We start from the raw sequence: 20,671 nt of genomic DNA on the forward strand, positions 1-20,671 counted from the left end.
TACGCATCGACGGCCAGCGCTCTACGCGCGTAGGCGCTACAGTGCCCCAATGACGAGCCAGACCCTGAACGTTCCCGGTCCCGACCAGATCCGCCGCGCGCCCAAGGTGCTCCTCCACGACCATCTCGACGGTGGCCTGCGCCCCGGCACCGTCGTAGAGCTGGCGCGGGAGCAGGGCTACGACGCCCTCCCCGAGACCGAGCCCGACAAGCTCGGCCTCTGGTTCCGCGAGGCCGCCGACTCCGGTTCGCTGGAGCGCTACCTGGAGACGTTCGCGCACACCTGCGCCGTCATGCAGACCCGTGACGCGCTGTTCCGGGTAGCCATGGAGTGTGCCGAGGACCTCGCCGAGGACGGTGTCGTCTACGCCGAGGTGCGGTACGCGCCCGAGCAGCACCTCACCGCGGGCCTGACCCTCGAAGAGGTCGTCGAAGCGGTCAACGAGGGTTTCCGCGAGGGTGAGCGCCGGGCCCGTGCGGCCGGCCACCGCATCCGCGTCGGCGCCCTCCTCACCGCCATGCGGCACGCCGCACGCGCGCTGGAGATCGCCGAGCTCGCCAACCGCTACCGCGACCTGGGCGTCGTCGGCTTCGACATCGCGGGCGCCGAGGCGGGCTACCCGCCCACCCGCCACCTGGACGCCTTCGAGTACCTCAAGCGCGAGAACAACCACTTCACCATCCACGCGGGCGAGGCCTTCGGCCTGCCCTCGATCTGGCAGGCCCTGCAGTGGTGCGGCGCCGACCGGCTCGGCCACGGGGTCCGCATCATCGACGACATCGAGATCGCCGACGACGGCAGCGTGACGCTCGGCCGTCTCGCCTCCTACGTACGCGACAAGCGCATCCCGCTGGAGCTCTGCCCGACCTCCAACCTCCAGACCGGTGCCGCGGCCTCGTACGCCGACCACCCCATCGGGCTGCTGCGGAAGTTGCATTTCCGCGCCACCGTGAATACGGACAACCGGCTGATGAGCGGGACGAGCATGAGCCGGGAATTCGAGCGGCTGACCGAGACTTTCGGATACACGCTCGACGACATGCAGTGGTTCACAGTCAATGCGATGAAATCAGCGTTCATTCCTTTCGATGAACGTCTGGCGATGATCAATGACGTCGTGAAGCCCGGATACGCGGAACTGAAATCCGAGTGGCTCTTCCGCCAGACGGCTGTGACCAGCGCATCTTCATCCGTCGCCGGCTGAGCGAAGCGGAAACGGAACGGCCGGGATCGCGAGATCCCGGCCGTTTCCCGTGTTCCGGCATGTTTGCGGGACGGGTCGGGAGCTGACTACGTTGCAGAGCCGCTCACATCCCCTTCCCCAAGGATGAATTTCACATGAAGCAGTCTGCTGTCAGGACCCTCGGTGTCGCCGCTCTCGGTGCCGCTTTCGCCGCCGCCGGCGCGGGCAGTGCCTCCGCCGTCGCCGTGCCCGTCGACTCCCTGGCAGGCGCCCTGCCCGCCAATGTCGCGCTCGACTCCGTCACCGACGCGCTGCCCGCCGTGCAGAAGGCGGCCGGCGGTCTGCTCGACCAGCAGCAGCGCGGCAGCGGCGCCCTCTCGGCCCCCGGCACCAACCTGCTCGGCGGTCTGCCCGCCGGCGGCCTGACCGGCGCCCTGCCGATCGGCGGCTGATCACCGCACACGCATGTGGGGCGCACACCCGGACCGGGTGTGCGCCCCACAGCTTTCTCCCCGTGGTCCCAGCGGTCACCAGGCCGTCGCGGCCGGGCTCTTCTCCGACGGCAGCAGTGCCCACAGCGCCAGGTAGAGCAGGAACTGGGGGCCGGGGAGCAGGCAGGACACCAGGAAGATGACCCGCATCGTTCCTGCGGAGGTGCCGAAGCGCCGGGCCAGCGCCGCGCACACCCCACCGATCATGCGTCCCTCACGGGGGCGGACAAGTGCGGCCATGGTGAGCTCCTTCGCGAACCGTTTCGGGGAGCAGCTCCGTCGTGCTCCCGGTACCTCCATAGTGGCTCCGCGGAGGGGGACAAAGCATCGCTCTACGGTGCGATACCGACCCTGGTAATCGTCGGGGTGGACCCCTGAGGGGCCTCGCCCCAGGACGGCCGGGCCCCGTTCCCGATCCGGGACAGGTCACCCGCCCCCGCCCGGTTGCCCCGGCGCAGCCGTGACCGCGAGAGCGGGACGACCAGCAGGTGGGCCAGTGCGAGGCCCGCGGTGTTCAGCAGCAGGGAGTCGACGTCGACGACCTGGCCGGGCACCCCCGTCTGCGCCAGCTCGATGGCCATCGAGATCAGGGCGCCGGCCGCGACCGTGCGGGCCAGCGAGGCCCACGGGGAGACGAGCAGCCTGCCGCCGGCCATCGGCAGGAGTATGCCCAGTGGTGCCAGCAGCAGCAGACCCTCACCGATGCGGCGCACGGCCTCGGCCGTGCCGAGGGCCAGGTCGGCCCTGATGCCGGCGAACGGCTGGAAGTTCGCGGCCGTCATCCAGGGCACGTCCAGCGGGCGCAGCGTCAGCCAGCCGACGAACAGAAGATGCGCGAGGAGGAGGGTTAGCCCCGCCGCGCGGAAGCGGATGACGGCCGGGCCGTCCGAACTGTGACGCACGTCCACCAAGACGCCGCGACCGCCGGGATCGGTTCCGCCCCCTCCCGGGCAACCCCTGTGACGAGCGGCACGCCCTCCGGGCCGTCGGGTCATCGGGAAGTTGTGGACACCCATACGGGGCGAATCGGGCACCCTGCTGTCTCCAGCTTCCCAACGACCGGCCGGGGCCGGCCGCGCGGAGGTCAGGACAGTTCCAGCGCGCCCAGGGTGGGGACCTCGCCGGGGAGGCTCTTCGTCTCCGACGTGCACAGGTATCCGCGCGGGGCGTAGTTGCCCGGCCCGCCCAGCAGGACCGAGCCCCCGGAACCGAGCGACTCGCTCTCCGCGTACGAACACACCACCTGCGCGAGCGCCTCCGCCGGCAGGTCGTCCGGCTGCTGGTTGAGGCGCAGCGTGCCCTCCGGGTCCCCCTTGTGGGCCTCGGTGACCCGCAGCCCCGCCGGGACATCGGTGGAGAAGCCGGCGCGCCGCTCATCGGCCTCCGGGTCCCGCTGGAGCTCGCTCAGGAGCGCCTGAGCGACCAGGAGGGGGTCGGAGCGCGACTCGTCGACCTCGACCGTGCGCTCGACCGTCACCAGTTGCGAGGCGCAGACCAGGTACACCCGTACGGAGACATTCCCCTGCGGTGGCGCGGTCGCCTCCGCCGATGTCGTACGGCACGGCATCCGGGACGGTGCCGCCCCCGCGTCGACCGGCACCGAGGTGCTGCGGATGCCGCAGCCCGCGGCCAGGGCCGCACAGGCCGCGACGGCGGCCAGCGCGGCGACGGCCCGGCGCCCTGGCCCGCCCCTGCGTGGTGCGCCGTACGCACACTCCCTGCGCGTCACTTGGCGTCACCCTTCTCGTTACGGTCCGGGTCGTCCTGCTCCGTCAGCCGCTCCGCGTCCCTCGGGAGCCGCAGCACGAAGACCGCGCCCTCACCGTCCGGCAGATTCGAGGCAGTGATGTCACCGCCGTGGATGTGCGCGTTCTCCACCGCGATGGAGAGGCCGAGACCGCTGCCCTCGGAACGCGGGCGGGACGCGCTCGCCTTGTAGAAGCGGTCGAACACGTGCGGCAGGACCTCTTCGGGGATGCCGGGGCCGTGGTCGCGCACCTCGATGACCAGATCGTCCTCGTCGGTCCGCACGGACACCCGCACCGGCGACCCCCCGTGCTTGAGGGCGTTGCCGATCAGATTCGCCAGGATCACGTCCAGCCGGCGCGGATCGAGCCGCACCATGATGCCGCGCTCCGCGTCCAGGTCGACCGCGTCCAGCCAGGCACGGGCGTCGATGCAGGCGGTCACCTGGTCGGCCACGTCGACCGTGTCCAGCACGAGGCGGGCCGTACCGGCGTCGAAGCGGGTGACCTCCATGAGGTTCTCGACCAGGTCGTTCAGCCGCCTGGTCTCGCTCACCACCAGGTGCACGGCCGGAGCGATCATCGGGTCGAGGCTGTCCGCCTCGTCCTCCAGTACCTCGGCGACCGCCGTGATCGCGGTCAGCGGGGTGCGCAGCTCGTGCGACATGTCGGCGACGAACCTGCGGCTCGACTCCTCCCGGGCGCTCATGTCCGCGACCTTCTTCTCCAGGGAGCTCGCGGCCTTGTTGAACGTATGGGAGAGATCGGCGAGTTCGTCGGTGCCGGAGACGGCCAGACGGGTGTCGAGCTTGCCCTCGCCCAGCTTGCGGGCCGCGTCACCGAGCCGCTGCACCGGCCGCAGCACGGTCGTCGCCGCGGCCTGGGCGAGGAGCGCCGAGCCGACGAGTGCCAGCGCGGTGGCGATCCCGAGGGACCACGCCAGTGAGTTGAGGTCCTCGCGCTCCTGGTCGAGCGACTTCAGCATGTAACCCGCGGGGCCACCGCCGATGATCTTCGTACCGGCCACCAGGTAAGGCGTGTTGCCGAGGGTCGTGCGCTGCCAGAACAGGTGGTACTCAAAGGTGTTGGCCGACGTCAGCGGCTGCTTCTTGTTCACCTGCTTCTGCAGCGAGGCGGGCACGTCGGCCTTGGTGAAGGAGTCCAGGTCGGACGAGCCGGTGACGGGCTTGCCGTCCCGGGTGCCGATCAACAGCACGTGGTAGCCAGGACCGCTGGTGGCCATCTGCTCGGCGGCGTCCCGCAGATCGACCGCCGTGGGCTCCACCGGCAGCGAGGCCGCGCGGTTCTGCATCTGGCGGCGGAAGTCGCCGAGCGCCGTGTCCTGCGTACGCGTCAGGACGGCCTCACGGTTGAGCCAGTACGCGATGCCGGACGCGGACACCGCCGCCGTCAGGGCCACCAGCGCGAACACGATCAGGAGCCGAAGCCGCAGGCTGGTCCAGCGAAGACCCGCGAGTATGGAACGCTTCGCGGAATCGCTCACTGAGGCGTGTCCAGCCGGTAGCCCACACCCCGCACGGTACGGATCAGGGTCGGCGAGGACGGCACGTCCTCCACCTTCGCCCGCAGCCGCTGCACACAGGCGTCCACGAGCCGCGAGTCACCGAGGTAGTCGTGCTCCCACACCAGGCGGAGCAACTGCTGCCGGGACAGGGCCTGTCCGGGCCGGCGGCTCAGCTCGAGCAGGAGTCGCAGCTCGGTCGGCGTGAGCTGCAGGTCCTCCCCGTTCTTCGTGACGGTCATCGCCGAACGGTCGATGACGACACTCCCGAAGGTCGCCGAGTCGGTGGACTCCCTCTCCCCGCGGCGCAGGACCGCGCGGATACGGGCGTCGAGCACCCGGCCCTGCACGGGTTTCACGACATAGTCGTCCGCGCCGGACTCCAGTCCCACCACGACGTCGATGTCGTCGCTGCGCGCGGTCAGCAGAATGATCGGCAGTTGGTCGGTACGCCGGATACGCCGGCAGACCTCGAAACCGTCGATCCCGGGCAGCATCACATCCAGCACAACCAGGTCCGGCCGCTGCTCCCGGAGCAGCTCCAGGCCGTCCTCTCCCGTCGCCGCGGTGGCCACACGGTGGCCCTGGCGTGACAGTGAGAGTTCGAGGGCCGTGCGGATGGCGTCATCGTCCTCGATCAGCAACAGGAAAGGCACGGGGGCCATTCTGGCCCATGGTTGTGCCACGTTTCGACAATCCCCCCGACTTGATCCGCCGACTTGAGCCCCGACATGCCCTGTGACAGCTCTGTGACAGTCGGAGGACAGGGCCATGAAACTGCCCCGGCAAGCTCGTTGGCAGATGGAACGAACGGACTCCACCGATGGGGGGCGCCAGATGAACGCACTGCACAGCACCACCTCAAGCGCAGTTGTCACGCGCCTTCACGACGTCGGGCGGAGCCCGGAGAAGTCCGGTGCCGGAGCACGGGGGCGTGTACGTGGCGCCGGGCGTCAGCACTCGTCGTACCTGACGATGGTTGACGCGACCACGGGGGAGCACGGGGGAAGCGCGTACGGGGAGGGCTCGGGGGAGCGGCAGTCCCTGGCGCGGACGGAGGACGCCGAAGCGGCGTTCACCGCCTACGTCCAGGAGCGCCGCGCCTCCCTGTACGCGACCGCCTACCACCTGACCGGCGACCGGTTCGAGGCCGAGGACCTGCTGCAGAGCGCCCTCTTCTCGACGTACCGGGCGTGGGACAGGATCAGCGACAAGGCGGCCGTCGGCGGATATCTCCGCCGCACGATGACCAACCTGCACATCAGCGCATGGCGCAGGCGCAAGCTGAACGAATACCCGACCGAGGAGCTGCCGGAGACGGTGGGCGACACGGACGCGATGCGGGGCACGGAGCTGCGGGCGGTGCTCTGGCAGGCGCTCGCGCGGCTGCCGGAACTCCAGCGCACGATGCTGGTGCTCCGCTACTACGAGGGCCGCACGGACCCGGAGATCGCGTCCATCCTCGACATCAGTGTCGGCACGGTGAAGTCGAGCATCTGGCGGTCGCTCCGCCGGCTGCGCGAGGACGAGGTCCTCAGCTTCGGCCGTGACGAGGAGGAGTCCTTCGGCGAGCTGGTGGCCTGAGGTCTACGGGGGATACGGGGGAAAGGCCGCGGCTTCGGGGGAGGCGGCGGCACGGGGGTAGCGCGCAGCGGGGGCGGACAGGCCGGGGGGTCCTGTCCGCCCCCGCCGCGTTTCCGGGGAAGCCGAGGCGCTAGTTCGGCACGCGGCTGCGCGGGGTGCGGCAGCGTCCCGCCGCGGCTGCGGCCAGGCGGCCCAGGGCCTCCTGCCTGGCGCAGGGGTACGCGCCGAGCGCGGTCTGGCGGGCCACGATGCGCCGTTCGGACCGCATCAGCCGCCAGCCGCGCCGCAGCAGGAACGGCACCGACTTGCGGCCCTCCCGCAGATCCCGGACCAGGCGCCGGCGGAACGTCGTCGACGGCCGGCCGCGCAGGCACAGTGCGTCCGCGAGCAGGCCCAGCTCCTGGCAGCGCTCCACGATGTCCGCCGCGAAGATGCCCTCCGCGACGAAGAGAGGCGTGCGCTCGATGTCGAGCGTCTCGCGACCCGTCCGTGAGCTCGTGGCGATGTCGTACAGGGGAACGGACGTGCGCCCGGTGCTGCACAGCTCCGCTATGGCCGCCACCGCTCCGTCCGCGTCCCAGGAGAGGGCCGAGTCCCAGTCGATGTCCGCGCTGCCGGTGACCCGCGGCAGTGTCGGATCGTTGACCTCCTTGTAGAAGTCGTCCAGGCGTAGCACCGGGAGACCGCTGCGGGCCGCGAGGGACGACTTGCCGGAGCCGGACGGACCGGCGAGCAGCACGACGCGCGTGGGGATCGGTTGGGAACTCACAGAACAGAAGTGTGAGGCATTGACCCGCGTAGGGGATCCCCGGGAGGTCCTGTTGGTATCGAGCATCACACCTCAACTACTCTGCGCGCACGGATGATTACCCGACACGTCCTGATCAGGTGGGAAAACATGGCACGTCATGCACTGTCCAAGCCCCGGAAACGCGCGCTGCTGCGCGCCGGTCTGACCCTCACCGCGCTGGGCGCGGCGCTCGGCGCCGGAGGCGCGGCGGCCCAGGCCGCACCGCTGCCCGCCCCGCCCGCGACCGGCGCGGACACTGCGGACAGCACCCTGGGGGCGGTCAACGCCGCGGCGCAGCCCGCGCTGAACAGCGTGCTCGGTTACGGGATCGTGGGCGCCGTCAAGCCCGTGACCGACCTGCAGCTCGACCCGCTGGCCGGTACGGGCGTGGACCCGCTGGACAACGCGGTGGGGACCCAGATCGCCGACTTCAAGCCCGTGACCACGGCTGTGGTCACGGACCCGCTGACCAGCGGCGCCGCGCTCAGCGATCTGCCCCTGATCGGAGAGGTGACCGGTCTGATCACCGGCTGATCCGACGTGCGAACGCGTGTGGGGCCGCCCGGAGGCGGCCCCACACGCGTTCGCAGAGGTCAGTACGAGGAGCCTGAGGCCCCCAGAGCGCCCGTGGGGTGCCAGACCGTCTTGGTCTCCAGGAAGGCCGTCATGCGGTGCGTGCCGGGGTCGGCCGACCAGCCGTCACCGTCCACAGCCTGTGGACGCGACACCCGCTTCAGATTGTCCGCCGCCGCGATCTCCAGTTCCGTCGCCAGGGCGGCGTCGGCCCCGGTGAGGTCGATGGCGTTGACGTCCTGGTGCGAGGCCAGAGGCGCCGCGAGCTCCGCCGTCTTCCCCGACAGGATGTTCACCACACCGCCGGGCAGGTCGGAGGTCGCCAGGACCTCGCCCAGCGAGAGCGCGGGCAGCGGGGCCTCGGCCGAAGCGATGACGACCGCCGTGTTCCCCGTGGCGATCACCGGCGCGACGACCGACACCAGGCCGAGGAACGACGACTCCTGCGGGGCCAGGACCGCGACCACGCCCGTAGGTTCAGGGGTGGACAGATTGAAGAACGGTCCCGCGACCGGGTTCGCCCCGCCCACGACCTGGCCGATCTTGTCCGTCCAGCCCGCGTACCAGACCCAGCGGTCGACCGCCGCGTCCACGACGGCCGCAGCCTTGGACTTCGACAGCCCCTCGGCGTCCGCCACCTCCCGTACGAACTGCTCCCGGCGGCCCTCCAGCATCTCCGCGACGCGGTAGAGGACCTGGCCGCGGTTGTACGCGGTCGCGCCCGACCAGCCGCCGAACGCCTTGCGCGCGGCCACGACCGCGTCACGCGCGTCCTTGCGGGAGGACTGCGGGGCGTTCGCCAGCCACTTGCCCTTCGAGTCCGTCACCTCGTACACCCGGCCGCTCTCGGAGCGGGGGAACTTGCCCCCGACGTACAGCTTGTAGGTCTTGAAGACACTCAGTCGTCCGTCAGACATCGAGGTAGGCCTCCAGACCGTGGCGGCCGCCCTCGCGGCCGAAGCCCGACTCCTTGTATCCGCCGAACGGCGAGGTCGGGTCGAACTTGTTGAACGTGTTGGCCCAGATGACGCCGGCCCGGAGCTTGTTCGCCACCGCGAGGATGCGGGAACCCTTCTCCGTCCAGATACCCGCCGAGAGGCCGTACTGGCTGTTGTTGGCCTTCGCGACGGCCTCGTCCGGCGTGCGGAAGGTCAGCACCGACAGCACCGGGCCGAAGATCTCGTCGCGGGCGACGGTGTGCGCCTGGGTGACACCCGTGAAGAGGGTCGGCGCGAACCAGTAACCGGCGGAAGGGAGTTCGCACGGAGCGGACCACCGCTCGGCGCCCTCCGCCTCGCCCGTCTCGACGAGCGCGCTGATCCGGGAGAGCTGCTCCGCGGAGTTGATCGCGCCGATGTCGGTGTTCTTGTCCAGTGGATCGCCGAGCCTGAGCGTGGACAGCCGGCGCTTGAGGGCGTGCAGCACCTCGTCGTGCACCGACTCCTGCACGAGGAGCCGTGAGCCCGCGCAGCAGACCTGGCCCTGGTTGAAGAAGATGCCGGTGACGATGCCCTCGACGGCCTGGTCGACCGGGGCGTCGTCGAAGACGATGTTGGCGCCCTTGCCGCCCAGTTCGAGCGTGGCCTTCTTGTCCGTGCCCGCGATCTGCCGGGCGATGGCCTTGCCGACCGCGGTCGACCCGGTGAAGGCGACCTTGTTGACGTCGGGGTGCTCGACGAGGGCGGAGCCCGCGTCGCCGTAACCGGTCAGGATGTTGACGACACCCTTGGGGAGGCCCGCCTGGCGGCAGATGTCGGCGAAGAACAGCGCGGAGAGCGGGGTCGTCTCGGCCGGCTTCAGCACCACCGTGTTGCCGGTGGCGAGCGCCGGGGCGATCTTCCACGCGAGCATCAGCAGCGGGAAGTTCCACGGGATGATCTGGCCGGCCACGCCCAGCGGGCGCGGGTTCGCTCCATAGCCCGCGTGGTCCAGCTTGTCGGCCCAGCCCGCGTAGTAGAAGAAGTGCGCGGCGACCAGCGGGAGGTCCGCGTCGCGGGTCTCCTTGATCGGCTTGCCGTTGTCCAGGGTCTCCAGGACGGCGAGCTCGCGGGAGCGCTCCTGGATGATCCGGGCGATCCGGAAGAGGTACTTGGCACGCTCGGAGCCGGGCAGCGCCGACCACTTCTCGAACGCCCTGCGGGCCGCCTTCACGGCGCGGTCCACGTCCTCGGCGCCTGCTCGCGCGACCTCGGAGAGCACCTCCTCGGTGGACGGGCTGACCGTCTTGAAGACCTTGCCGTCGGCCGCCTCGGCGAACTCGCCGTCGATGAACAGGCCGTACGAGGGGGCGATGTCGACGACGGAGCGGGACTCCGGAGCCGGTGCGTAATCGAATGCGGATGCCATGGCGTATCAGTCCACCGTCACGTAATCGGGGCCGGAGTAACGGCCGGTGCTGAGCTTCTGGCGCTGCATCAGCAGGTCGTTCAGCAGGCTGGAGGCGCCGAAGCGGAACCAGTGGTTGTCCAGCCAGTCCTCGCCCGCGGTCTCGTTCACCAGGACGAGGAACTTGATCGCGTCCTTGGAGGTGCGGATGCCACCCGCGGGCTTCACGCCGATCTGGACGCCCGTCTGCTCCCGGAAGTCGCGCACGGCCTCCAGCATCAGCAGCGTGTTCGCCGGAGTGGCGTTCGTCCCGACCTTGCCGGTCGACGTCTTGATGAAGTCCGCGCCGGCCAGCATCCCGAGCCAGGAGGCCCGGCGGATGTTGTCGTACGTGGACAGCTCGCCGGTCTCGAAGATCACCTTCAGCCGCGCGGAGCCGCACTCGGCCTTCACGGCGACGATCTCCTCGTAGACCTTGAGGTAGCGGCCCGAGAGGAAGGCGCCGCGGTCGATCACCATGTCGATCTCGTCCGCCCCGGCCGCCACGGCGTCGCGGACGTCCGCGAGCTTGACGTCCAGCGCGGCACGGCCGGCGGGGAAGGCCGTCGCGACGGACGCGACCTTCACGCCGGAGCCGGCCAGCGCGGCGACGGCGGTCGCCGCCATGTCGGGGTAGACGCAGACGGCCGCGGTGCGCGGGGTCGTGCGGTCGGTCGGGTCGGGGTTGACGGCCTTGGCGGCGAGAGCCCGGACCTTGCCCGGGGTGTCCGCGCCTTCCAGCGTCGTCAGGTCGATCATCGAGATGGCGAGATCGATCGCGTACGCCTTGGCGGTCGTCTTGATCGAACGGGTGCCGAGGGCGGAGGCGCGCGCTTCGAGGCCGACGGTGTCGACGCCGGGCAGCCCGTGCAGGAAGCGGCGCAGCGCACTGTCGGACGCCGTCGCGTCGGAGAATGCCGGAGCAGTGGTGGGCATGGTCACCACCTGAGCATATCTACGCGCGTAGCGACCTGTACAGGGGGCTCCCCGCTTCCGTGCCTTCCACGGGCCGTACGAGGCCTCTCCACGCCCCGCCGGGCCCGTCAGGCAGAATCGGGGCCATGACGAGCCCCACACCCCCCGCCGAGCCCGCCCACGCCGACCGGACCTTCCGGTCGGGCGCCGGGCTGGTCAGCGGCGTGCTGCTGATCCTGCTGGTCGGCTGGATCGGCGGCGACGCGGTGGTCCAGGGGAAGGGATGGGTGCCGTGGCTGTCGCTGGCCGCGCTGCTGACGGTGATCCCGCTGATCGTCGCCTTCACGCTGCGCCCGGCCGTGTTCGCCGACGAGGAGCGGATCCGGATCCGCAACCCGTTCCGCACGATCGTGCTGCCGTGGACGGACGTCTCCACCGTGCGCGCCGCGTACTCGAGCGAGATCTTCACCCACGGGGGCGAGAAGTACCAGCTGTGGGCGGTCCCCGTCTCGCTGCGCGAGCGCAAGCGGGCGGCCAGGAAGGCCACCCAGCAGGCGCACGACGATCCGTACGGCCGGACCTCCGTGCACGCCGACGTCCGCGACACCCAGGCCCGCGCGGCCGCCGCCGACCAGACGGTGGGCGACCTGAGGGAGCTCGCCGAGCGCGCCGCCGCCCGCAAGGAACAGGGCACGTCCACCGCCTCGGTCCGCTGGGCCTACGAGGTGATCGCCCCGGCCGTGGTCGGCGCCGTGCTGCTCGTGGTGCTGCTCGCCATCGGCTGACGGAAAGACCTGGCCGTTGGGAAGTTGCGGACATTCATATCGGGCATAACGGCGCCGCTGTCTGTCCGTGACTTCCCAACGACTCGCACCCGCTGCCGATGGGCAAGTCGATCACAGCTCAGGAGGGGGGTGAGGTGGTGGCGGTGCCGGTCCGAGAGCGGTGGGCGCGGATCTCTCCGTGGTGGTCCGCGACCCAACCGATCAGCTGCATGGCGATCTCGTGCAGGCCGCGGCCGAGCGGGGTGAGGGCGTACTCCACGCGCGGCGGAACCTCGGCGTAGGCGGTGCGCGTGACCAGACCGTCCTCGACAAGCTGGCGCAGCGTGTGGGTGAGCATGCGCTGGGAGATGCCGGGGATCTGGCGCTGCAGGTCGGTGTAGCGCAGTGGGCCGTTCTCCAGGACGGCGATGATCAGCATGCTCCACTTGTCGCCGACCCGGTCCAGCACCTGCCGGATGAAGGCCATGTGTTCGGCGGGGATGCTCGCGCACGGCCCGATCGCGGCCGCCATCTCCGTATCGGCGCTGTCCGGCATAGCGTCCATTCCTCTCCGTCGCGCACACCCGTGTGCCTTTTGTAACGCCCTCAATACTGTCGCATCATGGCGCTACGAACAAAATGTAGGAATTGGAGTTGCGGCCATGAAGGTAGAGATCTGGGCCGACGTCGCCTGCCCCTGGTGCGGGCTCGGGAGCCACCGTGTGGACCGGGCCGTGGAGCGGTTCGAGCACAGCGGGGAGGTCGAGGTGACCCACCGCTCCTGAGCCCCTACCGGGTGCTGAACAACGTCGTCGGCAACACCGACCTGGCACACGAGTTCCTGGCCCACGCCACCACGCAGGGCAAGAACCGCGACGCCTGGAACACGATCTTCCACACCTGCTTCGGCAAGGCGGAGCCCGTGTTCGCCCTGGACGACCTGCTCCGGCTCACCGACGAGCTGGGCCTGGACCGTGACCTGACGCGCCAGGCGCTCACCGAGCGCCGCTACCGCGCCCAGGTCCAGGAGGACGCCCGCCGCGCACAGCGTCTGGGCGCCACCGGCGCCCCGTTCATCGTCATCGACGACCGCTACGGCGTCCCCGGCGCCCAGAGAAGCGACGCCCTGCTCGGCCTGCTCCGCACCGCCTGGGACGAGACCCACCCGGTGACCCTCACCCCCGCGGGCGACGCCCCGGGCTGCGGCCCCGACGGGTGCGCCGTCCCGGCCCGCCCCTGACCTCTCGCTCCACCCCCGTCATCTCCTCGCATCATCTTCTCGAAAGGCACAACCCCATGTCGTACCTGCTGCACATCGACTCCTCCTCGCTCGGCGAGGCCTCCGTCTCCCGCCAGGTCGCCCAGTCCTTCCGCGACCGGTGGGAGGGCCCGGTCGTCCACCGCGACCTCGCTGCCTCGCCGGTGCCGCACCTGACGGCGGCGGGCGTTACCGCCCGCGGCACCGCCCCGGCCCAGCACACCCCCGAGCAAGGCAAGGCCCAGGCACTGCAGGACGAGCTGATCGAGGAGTTCCTCGGCGCCGGCGCGTACCTGTTCACGGTGCCGATGTACAACCTGTCCATGCCGTCGGTGTTCAAGGCGTGGCTGGACCAGATCCTCGTCACGGACCGCACCTTCACCCACGCCGGCGCCTCCCCGGCCGCGGGCCGCCCCGCCCTGCTGATATCCGCCCGTGGCGGCAGCTACGCCCCCGGCGCTCCCAGAGAGGGCCTGGACTACCTGGTGCCCACGCTCGAAACCGTCCTGGGCCACGAGGACCTCCTCGGCCTGGACGTCACCACCGTGACTCCCGAGCTGACCATGGCCCCCCACGCACCGGCCCTCGCCTCGCTCCTCCCTCTGCACGAGGCGTCCATGAAGGCCGCCCACGACCACGCCCGAGATCTCGCCACGGCCTTCGGCACTGCGCGGACCGCCTGACCTGCCTCGGTGGGAAGTTGGGGACGTTGAAATGCCGTCGAAACGGACACGTTTGTGTCCCCGACTTCCCAATGACCCTCGCGGCCACCCCGTGTGGGCCGCTGATGGAGGGGCGTCAGATACCCGCGGCCTCCGCCAGGTCCCGCTTGATGGCGGCGAGCAGCTCCGCCGCCTTCACCCCGGCCGCCGGTAGCTCGTCCGCGCCGCCGACCGGGACCACGACCTCCAGGTAGCACTTGAGCTTCGGCTCGGTGCCGCTCGGGCGGACGATGACCCTGGCCCCCGTCAGGTGGTAGCGCAGGCCGTCGGTCGGCGGCAGGGCGTCCGTGCCCTGCGAGAGGTCCTCGGCCGAGGTGACGGGGAGGCCCGCCAGGGCGGCCGGGGGAGTCTCGCGCAGGCGCCGCATGGCGTTCGCGATGACGGTCAGGTCCTCGACCCGGACCGAGAGCTGGTCCGTGGCGTGCAGGCCGTGTGCGAGTGCCAGGTCGTCGAGGAGGTCGAGGAGGGTGCGGCCCTTCTCCTTGAGCCCGGAGGCGAGTTCGGCGATCAGCAGCGCGGCCGTGATGCCGTCCTTGTCGCGGACGCCCTCCGGGTCCACGCAGTAGCCGAGCGCCTCCTCGTACCCGTAGCGCAGGCCCTCGACGCGGGCGATCCACTTGAAGCCCGTCAGCGTCTCCTCGTAGCCGAGGCCCGCCTTCTCGGCGATCCGGCCCAGCAGGGACGAGGACACGATCGACTCGGCGAAGACTCCGGTCACCCCGCGGTCCACCAGATGGGCGGCCAGCAGCGCGCCCACCTCGTCGCCGCGCAGCATCCGCCAGCCGGCCCCGGCCGAAGGGTCGGGCACGGCGACGGCACAGCGGTCGGCGTCCGGGTCGTTGGCGATGACGATGTCCGGCTGCGCCCGGCGCGCGGTCGCGAAGGCGAGATCCATGGCGCCGGGCTCTTCCGGGTTGGGGAAGGCGACGGTGGGGAACGCCGGGTCCGGGTCCGCCTGCTCGGTCACGAGCACGGGTTCGGGGAAGCCGGCCCGGGCGAAGGCGGCCGTGAGGACGGAGGTGCCGACGCCGTGCATGGCGGTGTAGACGGTCCGGGCGGTACGGGGCGAACCCGGGCTGAGGACGGCGTCCGTACGTTCGAGATATGCGGCCAGAACCTCGTCGCCGAGGGTCTCCCAGCCCGACTCCGGGCGCGGTACGCCGTCGAGCGGGCCGACCGCCGCGATCGCGGCGGCGATCTCCGCGTCGGCCGGGGGCACGATCTGCGAGCCGTCGCCGAGGTAGACCTTGTAGCCGTTGTCGCGCGGCGGGTTGTGGCTGGCCGTGACCTCCACGCCCGCGACGGCCCCCAGGTGCCGTATGGCGTACGCGAGGACGGGGGTGGGCAGCGGGCGGGGGAGCACGGCGGCGCGCAGGCCGGCGCCGGTCATCACCGCCGCGGTGTCGCGGGCGAAGTCGGCCGACTTGTAGCGGGCGTCGTAGCCGACGACGACGAGTCCGCCTGACTGCCCCTGGGCCTTCAGGTACGCCGCGAGTCCGGCGGCGGCGCGGATCACGACGGAGCGGTTCATCCGCATCGGGCCGGCGCCGATCTCTCCGCGCAGGCCGGCCGTGCCGAACTGGAGCGTGCCCGCGAAGCGGTCCGCCAGCGCGGCCAGGTCACCGGCGTCGATCAGTCCGGCGAGCTCCGCGCGGGTCTCGGGGTCCGGGTCCTCGGCGAGCCAGGTCCTGGCCTGCGTGATGAGGTCCTGCTGCACGGTGTCCGCCTTTCTGCGGGTGCGGGTGCGGGTGCGGGGGTGGGTCCGCGGCGTGGGGCTGTCGGGGGCTGTGCCCCCGGGCCCCCGCGCCTCAAACGCCGGCGGGGCTGGAATTGGTCGCCCAGTGCCTCAATCGCCGGCCGGGGCTGGAAGTGCGGGGGGCGAGATGCAAGCCGAGCCGGGCAAATCGAGCCCCTCCGGCGTTTGAGGAGCGGGGGTGCGGGGGCGGAGCCCCTGCTAGATCCGGTCCAGCACCCGTGCCAGCAGCGCGCCCATCCGGGTCGCCGAGTCGCGGCCGGCCTGGAGGACCTCCTCGTGGTTGAGGGGTTCGCCGCTGAGGCCCGCGGCGAGGTTCGTGACCAGGGAGATGCCCAGCACCTCCGCACCCGCCTCACGTGCCGCGATGGCCTCCAGGACGGTGGACATGCCGACCAGGTCTCCGCCCATGGCCCGGACCATGCCGATCTCGGCGGGGGTCTCGTAGTGCGGGCCGGGGAACTGCACGTACACGCCCTCTTCGAGCGACTCGTCGATCTCCTTGCACAGCGCGCGCAGCCGCGGCGAGTACAGGTCCGTCAGGTCGACGAAGTTGGCGCCGATGATCGGCGACGCCGCCGTGAGGTTGATGTGGTCGCTGATGAGGACCGGCTGGCCGGGGCGCATGCCCTCGCGCAGGCCGCCGCACCCGTTCGTGAGGATGACGGTCCCGCAGCCCGCGGAGACCGCCGTACGGACGCCGTGCGCGACCGCCGCGACTCCCCGGCCCTCGTAGTAGTGGGTACGGCCCAGGAAGACCAGGGCGCGCTTCTCCCCGATGCGGTACGAGCGGACGGTGCCGCCGTGGCCCTCCACGGCCGGGGCCGGGAATCCGGGCAGTGCGGTGACCGGGAACTCGGCCTCGGGGATGCCGAGCGCATCGCCGGCGGGGGCCCAGCCGGAGCCCATCACGAGAGCGACGTCGTGGGTATCGGCGCCGGTCAGCTCGCGCAGGCGGGCGGCGGCGTCGGCAGCGGCGGCGCGGGGGTCGCCCTGGATGTGGTCCGGAATAACAGATGCGTTCACGCGGATGAGGGTAACCGCTGATTCCCTACGCGCGTAGATGTGACGGTGGAGAGTCTGGCCGGTCACATTCGTATTTTCATACAGAACGCGCGCGGAGGACCCGGCTCAGCAGGGCCGTTTGCGCAGGTTCATCACGTAGTCGTGCGGCGCGCCCGCGGACTCGGCGGCGTCCGCCACCTCGCCCAGATAGCGCGCGGAGGGCAGTCCGCCCTCGTAGCCGTTGAGGACGTACATCCACGCCGGCTCCTCGCCGTCCAGCGTGTGCACGCGCACCCGCATGCGGCGGTAGATGTCGAGGCCGACACCCTCCCAGCGGTCCATGGAGTCCTCGTCCATCGGCGCCAGGTCGTACAGCGCGACGAACACCTGGGAACGGGGTGCCTCCACCACCGTGGCCAGGGCGCCCTCCCAGCCCATCTGCTCCCCGCCGAACGTCAGCCGCCAGCCGTTGAGCCAGCCCGTGCCGCGCAGCGGGGAGTGCGGTGCGCGGCGCGTCATCAGCCGCGCGTCGAGGTTGCCGGCGTACGCGGCGTAGAGCGACATGGGGTCGAGGGTACGGGAGGCACCGGGGAGCGTGCCGGTTCCGGCGAGGAAAAGCCCCGGTCGTGGGCGGTCCGCCGGAGCCGGAGGCCGTGGCCCGGCCAGCCCCGTTCCCGTATGGAGGGCCCCGGGGCGAAGCAGCTTGGCGCGTGCGGGACAATGAATTACGTACTGCATACGCCGGGGCGATCCCCCGGACCCCCGGCCGGGGCGGCAGACGGCCGTGGGATGACACCACGCGAGGCGGACTTTTCGTGACCCGGATCGTGATCATCGGCGGCGGCCCCGGCGGCTACGAGGCGGCACTGGTCGGCGCCCAGCTCGGCGCGGAGGTGACCGTCGTCGACTGCGACGGCCTCGGCGGCGCGTCGGTCCTCACCGACTGCGTGCCCTCCAAGACCCTGATCGCGACGGCCGAGGTGATGACCACCTTCGACTCCTCCTACGAGGAACTCGGCATCATCGTCGCCGACGACACCCCGCACATAGAGCAGGCCGCCCGGGTCGTCGGCGTGGACCTCGGCAAGGTCAACCGGCGTGTCAAGCGCCTCGCGCTCGCCCAGTCCCACGACATCACCGCCTCCGTCACCCGAGCGGGTGCCAGGGTCATGCGCGGCCGCGGCCGGCTGGAGGGGCTCCAGGCCGCCGACGGGTCCCGCCAGGTCGTGGTGACCGCCGCCGACGGCACCGAGGAGCGGCTCACCGCCGACGCGGTGCTGATCGCGACCGGCGGCCACCCCCGGGAGATCCCGGACGCCCTGCCCGACGGCGAGCGCATCCTGAACTGGACCCAGGTCTACGACCTCGACGAGCTCCCCGAGGAGCTCATCGTGGTCGGCTCGGGTGTCACCGGCGCCGAGTTCGCCGGCGCCTACCAGGCGCTCGGCTCGCGCGTCACGCTCGTCTCCTCCCGCGACCGGGTGCTCCCCGGCGAGGACCCGGACGCCGCCGCCGTCCTGGAGGACGTCTTCCGGCGCCGCGGCATGAACGTCATGGCCCGCTCCCGCGCCCAGTCCGCCAAGCGCGTCGGCGACCGCGTCGAGGTCACGCTGGCCGACGGCCGCGTCATCACCGGCACGCACTGCCTGATGGCGGTCGGCGCGATCCCCAACACCGCGGGCATGGGCCTGGAGGAGTCCGGGGTCCAGCTCAAGGAGTCCGGCCACATCAGGACCGACCGGGTCTCCCGCACCAGCGCACCCGGTGTCTACGCCGCAGGTGACGTCACCGGAGTCTTCGCGCTGGCCTCGGTCGCCGCTATGCAGGGCCGGATCGCGATGTACCACTTCCTCGGCGACGCGGTGCAGCCGCTGAACCTGAAGACGGTCTCCGCGAACGTCTTCACCGACCCCGAGATCGCCACCGTCGGTTACAGCCAGTCGGACGTCGACTCCGGCAAGATCGACGCCCGTGTCGTGAAGCTGCCGCTCCTGCGCAACCCGCGCGCCAAGATGCAGGGCATCAGGGACGGCTTCGTCAAGATCTTCTGCCGGCCCGGCACCGGCATCGTGGTCGGCGGCTGCGTCGTCGCGCCGAGGGCCAGCGAGCTGATCCACCCGATCGCGCTCGCCGTGGACAACAACCTGACGGTGGAGCAGATCGCCAACGCGTTCACGGTGTATCCGTCCCTCTCCGGCTCGATCGCGGAAGTGGCCCGGCAGTTGCACACCCGTAAGACCGAGGGCGAGGCGTAGCCCGCACTGTTCGTACCGACGGCGGGGCCCCCTATACCACCAGGGGGCCCCGCCTATGTACAACTTCTCTTATTCGGCGCAAACTGCTGAAAAGCAACCCACGGCCAGGTTACTGTCAGTTTCGTGTTCGCTGCAGAACGTCGTCAATTGATCCTCGAAATGGTGCGCGCCAACGGGGCGGTATCGCTCCGTGAGCTCGCCCGCGTCGTCCAGACCTCCGAAGTGACCGTACGGCGGGACGTGCGGGCACTGGAGGCAGAAGGACTCCTCGACCGCCGGCACGGCGGTGCGGTCTTGCCGGGCGGCTTTACGCGGGAGTCCGGCTTTCCGCAGAAATCCCATCTCTCCACCGCGGAGAAGACGGCCATCGCCGACCTGGCGGCCGGCCTGGTCGGTGAGGGCGAGGCCATCGTGGTCGGCGCCGGAACGACCACGCAGGAGCTGGCCCGCCGGCTCGCACGGGTGCCCGGCCTGACCGTGGTCACCAACTCGCTGCTGGTCGCCCAGGCGTTGGCCCATGCCAACCGGGTGGAAGTGGTGATGACGGGCGGCACCCTGCGCGGGAGCAACTACGCGCTCGTCGGTAGCGGTGCCGAGCAGTCCCTCCAGGGGCTGCGGGTGAGCCGTGCCTTCCTCTCGGGCAGCGGGCTGACCGCGGAGCGCGGGCTCTCCACGTCCAACATGCTCTCGGCGAGCGTGGACCGGGCACTGGTGCAGGCCGCGGCCGAGGTGGTGGTCCTCGCGGACCACACGAAGCTCGGCTCCGACACGATGTTCCAGACGGTACCCACGGAGCTGATCACCCGTCTGGTGACGGACGAGCCCCCGGTGCACGACGAGCGTGCGGCCACGGAGCTCCAGGCCCTGGCCGACCAGGGCGTGGAGATCACGGTGGCGGGGCCCGACGCGGAGGCCGGGGGCGGCGATCCCCTGCCACCGGGACGGCAGACACGGCAGGACATGCCGCTGCCGGGCCAACGGCGTACGCAGGGCGGCCACGGAGGGCCGGGAGGGCTCGGGCCGCAGCTGCGGAGCGCCGCGGCGCTGGCGGAGGGGCCGGTGGGCCGGGTCGCGGACATGCGGCGCCGATGAGGCCGTAAAGGGCGGAGGCCGGTCAGTCCCCCTGCGGATCCGATGGTGCGGGGTCGGCGGGGCCGGCCGGGTCGGCGGGGTCGGCCTTCAGACCGCGGAGCGTCAGCCGCAGCAGCCGGTCGGCCAGAGCGGGGTCGGACGGGGTCTGTTCCGCGGCCAGCGCGATCGCGTTCGTCAGCTGCAGAAGGTCGTCGATCGACACATCCGCCCGCACCGAGCCGTTCGACTTGGCTCGCGTCAGCAGCCGGTCCCCCGCCTGACGGAGCGGCACGTGACAGGACGTCAGCGCCGAATTCACGTTCCCCGAGGCCGACATGAGTGCCTGCGCCAGCCCGTGGTACTCACCCGCATGGGTGACGATCGCGCCCAGCCACTCCACCAGCGCGGTGCAGGGCCGGTCGGACCGTGCCAGTTCGCGGGAGCGGTCGAGCAGCGCGGTCAGGGCCTCCTGGAACACCGCGTTCATCAGGGCCTGGCGGTTCGGGAAGTGCCGGTACAGCGTGCCGATGCCGACGCCCGCCCGCCGGGCGATGTCCTCCAGCGAGGCATCCGTGCCGTGGGCGGCGAAGGACACCCGGGCCTCGCTCAGCAGCCGGTCGTAGTTGCGGCGCGCGTCGGCGCGCATCGGCCGTGCCGGTGTCGTGCTCATCGCCCT

Annotated in this window: 24 protein-coding genes; 10 read left to right on the plus strand and 14 right to left on the minus strand. The window is 71.2% G+C overall.

Annotated elements, in window-relative coordinates; genetic code table 11:
• The first annotated feature begins 49 nt into the window (after window positions 1-49).
• Both ACIQM3_RS03215 and ACIQM3_RS03220 read left to right on the plus strand, forming a co-directional pair.
• Window positions 50-1,204 (plus strand): adenosine deaminase, encoded by a 1,155-nt coding sequence (locus tag ACIQM3_RS03215; RefSeq protein ID WP_401618028.1) that lies wholly within the window; start codon window positions 50-52, stop codon window positions 1,202-1,204.
• Between the two features lie 134 nt (window positions 1,205-1,338).
• Window positions 1,339-1,635, plus strand: a complete 297-nt coding sequence (locus tag ACIQM3_RS03220) for a hypothetical protein (protein ID WP_401618031.1) — start codon at window positions 1,339-1,341, stop codon at window positions 1,633-1,635.
• Between the two features lie 75 nt (window positions 1,636-1,710).
• Here ACIQM3_RS03220 and ACIQM3_RS03225 read toward each other — a convergent pair whose 3' ends face one another.
• The 5 genes from ACIQM3_RS03225 to afsQ1 form a co-directional block, all read right to left on the minus strand.
• A complete protein-coding gene (locus ACIQM3_RS03225; protein WP_104788518.1) occupies window positions 1,711-1,914 on the minus strand; it encodes a PspC domain-containing protein in 204 nt (67 codons plus the stop codon).
• Between the two features lie 92 nt (window positions 1,915-2,006).
• A complete protein-coding gene (locus tag ACIQM3_RS03230; protein ID WP_401619964.1) occupies window positions 2,007-2,582 on the minus strand; it encodes a VanZ family protein in 576 nt (191 codons plus the stop codon).
• Between the two features lie 176 nt (window positions 2,583-2,758).
• Window positions 2,759-3,403, minus strand: a complete 645-nt coding sequence (locus tag ACIQM3_RS03235) for a hypothetical protein (RefSeq protein WP_401618034.1) — start codon at window positions 3,401-3,403, stop codon at window positions 2,759-2,761.
• Window positions 3,400-4,923 (minus strand): ATP-binding protein, encoded by a 1,524-nt coding sequence (locus ACIQM3_RS03240; RefSeq protein ID WP_401618037.1) that lies wholly within the window; start codon window positions 4,921-4,923, stop codon window positions 3,400-3,402. The genes ACIQM3_RS03235 and ACIQM3_RS03240 overlap by 4 nt, the downstream gene beginning before the upstream one ends.
• Window positions 4,920-5,597: a two-component system response regulator AfsQ1 gene (gene afsQ1 / locus ACIQM3_RS03245; protein ID WP_176724363.1), complete on the minus strand. Its 678-nt coding sequence runs from the start codon at window positions 5,595-5,597 to the stop codon at window positions 4,920-4,922. The genes ACIQM3_RS03240 and afsQ1 overlap by 4 nt, the downstream gene beginning before the upstream one ends.
• A 181-nt stretch (window positions 5,598-5,778) precedes the next feature.
• On the opposite strand from afsQ1, the gene ACIQM3_RS03250 reads away from it, so the two are divergent.
• A complete protein-coding gene (locus ACIQM3_RS03250) occupies window positions 5,779-6,525 on the plus strand; it encodes a SigE family RNA polymerase sigma factor (protein ID WP_401618040.1) in 747 nt (248 codons plus the stop codon).
• Window positions 6,526-6,655: 130 nt separating this feature from the next.
• Here the strand turns inward: ACIQM3_RS03250 and ACIQM3_RS03255 are convergent, their stop codons facing one another.
• Window positions 6,656-7,360, minus strand: coding sequence for a uridine kinase (locus ACIQM3_RS03255; RefSeq protein WP_401618042.1), 705 nt, complete (start codon window positions 7,358-7,360; stop codon window positions 6,656-6,658).
• Between the two features lie 63 nt (window positions 7,361-7,423).
• Between ACIQM3_RS03255 and ACIQM3_RS03260 the strand changes: the two genes are divergently transcribed.
• Window positions 7,424-7,849, plus strand: coding sequence for a hypothetical protein (locus tag ACIQM3_RS03260; protein ID WP_401618045.1), 426 nt, complete (start codon window positions 7,424-7,426; stop codon window positions 7,847-7,849).
• 59 nt (window positions 7,850-7,908) lie between these two features.
• Here ACIQM3_RS03260 and ACIQM3_RS03265 read toward each other — a convergent pair whose 3' ends face one another.
• Genes ACIQM3_RS03265 through deoC form a run of 3 tightly spaced genes read right to left on the minus strand, consistent with a single transcriptional unit; the run spans window position 7,909 to window position 11,188 of the window.
• Window positions 7,909-8,805: an aldehyde dehydrogenase family protein gene (locus ACIQM3_RS03265; RefSeq protein WP_401618048.1), complete on the minus strand. Its 897-nt coding sequence runs from the start codon at window positions 8,803-8,805 to the stop codon at window positions 7,909-7,911.
• On the minus strand, window positions 8,798-10,234 hold the full coding sequence (locus ACIQM3_RS03270; protein ID WP_401618050.1) for an aldehyde dehydrogenase family protein: 1,437 nt from the start codon (window positions 10,232-10,234) through the stop codon (window positions 8,798-8,800). The genes ACIQM3_RS03265 and ACIQM3_RS03270 overlap by 8 nt, the downstream gene beginning before the upstream one ends.
• A 6-nt stretch (window positions 10,235-10,240) precedes the next feature.
• Window positions 10,241-11,188, minus strand: coding sequence for a deoxyribose-phosphate aldolase (gene deoC / locus ACIQM3_RS03275; protein ID WP_393764879.1), 948 nt, complete (start codon window positions 11,186-11,188; stop codon window positions 10,241-10,243).
• A gap of 125 nt (window positions 11,189-11,313) precedes the next feature.
• Here deoC and ACIQM3_RS03280 point away from each other — a divergent pair, with 125 nt between their 5' ends.
• On the plus strand, window positions 11,314-11,952 hold the full coding sequence (locus tag ACIQM3_RS03280) for a PH domain-containing protein (protein ID WP_401618054.1): 639 nt from the start codon (window positions 11,314-11,316) through the stop codon (window positions 11,950-11,952).
• Window positions 11,953-12,070: 118 nt separating this feature from the next.
• Here the strand turns inward: ACIQM3_RS03280 and ACIQM3_RS03285 are convergent, their stop codons facing one another.
• Window positions 12,071-12,496 (minus strand): winged helix-turn-helix transcriptional regulator, encoded by a 426-nt coding sequence (locus ACIQM3_RS03285; RefSeq protein ID WP_401618057.1) that lies wholly within the window; start codon window positions 12,494-12,496, stop codon window positions 12,071-12,073.
• Between the two features lie 97 nt (window positions 12,497-12,593).
• Here ACIQM3_RS03285 and ACIQM3_RS03290 point away from each other — a divergent pair, with 97 nt between their 5' ends.
• Genes ACIQM3_RS03290 through ACIQM3_RS03300 form a run of 3 tightly spaced genes read left to right on the plus strand, consistent with a single transcriptional unit; the run spans window position 12,594 to window position 13,872 of the window.
• Complete coding sequence (locus ACIQM3_RS03290) at window positions 12,594-12,716, plus strand: DsbA family protein (RefSeq protein ID WP_401618060.1); 123 nt, start codon at window positions 12,594-12,596, stop codon at window positions 12,714-12,716.
• 11 nt (window positions 12,717-12,727) lie between these two features.
• Window positions 12,728-13,171 carry a DsbA family protein gene (locus tag ACIQM3_RS03295; RefSeq protein WP_401618063.1) on the plus strand — a complete coding sequence of 148 codons (444 nt, stop codon included), beginning with the start codon at window positions 12,728-12,730 and terminating at the stop codon, window positions 13,169-13,171.
• Between the two features lie 56 nt (window positions 13,172-13,227).
• A complete protein-coding gene (locus ACIQM3_RS03300; protein ID WP_401618066.1) occupies window positions 13,228-13,872 on the plus strand; it encodes an FMN-dependent NADH-azoreductase in 645 nt (214 codons plus the stop codon).
• Window positions 13,873-13,987: 115 nt separating this feature from the next.
• Here ACIQM3_RS03300 and ACIQM3_RS03305 read toward each other — a convergent pair whose 3' ends face one another.
• The 3 genes from ACIQM3_RS03305 to ACIQM3_RS03315 all read right to left on the minus strand — a co-directional run bounded on the left by ACIQM3_RS03305 (window position 13,988) and on the right by ACIQM3_RS03315 (window position 17,233).
• Complete coding sequence (locus tag ACIQM3_RS03305; RefSeq protein ID WP_401618069.1) at window positions 13,988-15,628, minus strand: phospho-sugar mutase; 1,641 nt, start codon at window positions 15,626-15,628, stop codon at window positions 13,988-13,990.
• A gap of 237 nt (window positions 15,629-15,865) precedes the next feature.
• Entirely contained in the window at window positions 15,866-16,690 is an 825-nt protein-coding gene (locus ACIQM3_RS03310; RefSeq protein ID WP_362940621.1) for a purine-nucleoside phosphorylase, read from the minus strand.
• Window positions 16,691-16,795: 105 nt separating this feature from the next.
• A complete protein-coding gene (locus tag ACIQM3_RS03315; protein WP_033297850.1) occupies window positions 16,796-17,233 on the minus strand; it encodes a gamma-glutamylcyclotransferase in 438 nt (145 codons plus the stop codon).
• A 251-nt stretch (window positions 17,234-17,484) separates the two neighbouring features.
• On the opposite strand from ACIQM3_RS03315, the gene ACIQM3_RS03320 reads away from it, so the two are divergent.
• Both ACIQM3_RS03320 and ACIQM3_RS03325 read left to right on the plus strand, forming a co-directional pair.
• Window positions 17,485-18,924, plus strand: coding sequence for an NAD(P)H-quinone dehydrogenase (locus ACIQM3_RS03320; protein ID WP_401618072.1), 1,440 nt, complete (start codon window positions 17,485-17,487; stop codon window positions 18,922-18,924).
• Window positions 18,925-19,047: 123 nt separating this feature from the next.
• Window positions 19,048-20,016, plus strand: coding sequence for a DeoR/GlpR family DNA-binding transcription regulator (locus ACIQM3_RS03325; RefSeq protein ID WP_401618075.1), 969 nt, complete (start codon window positions 19,048-19,050; stop codon window positions 20,014-20,016).
• A 22-nt stretch (window positions 20,017-20,038) separates the two neighbouring features.
• Here the strand turns inward: ACIQM3_RS03325 and ACIQM3_RS03330 are convergent, their stop codons facing one another.
• The gene (locus ACIQM3_RS03330; protein WP_401618078.1) at window positions 20,039-20,665 is read right to left on the minus strand and encodes a TetR/AcrR family transcriptional regulator; all 627 of its coding nucleotides are present in this window, start codon (window positions 20,663-20,665) and stop codon (window positions 20,039-20,041) included.
• Window positions 20,666-20,671 lie beyond the last annotated feature (6 nt).

The sequence above is a fragment of the Streptomyces sp. NPDC091271 genome (assembly GCF_044757505.1).
Lineage (GTDB): Bacteria > Actinomycetota > Actinomycetes > Streptomycetales > Streptomycetaceae > Streptomyces.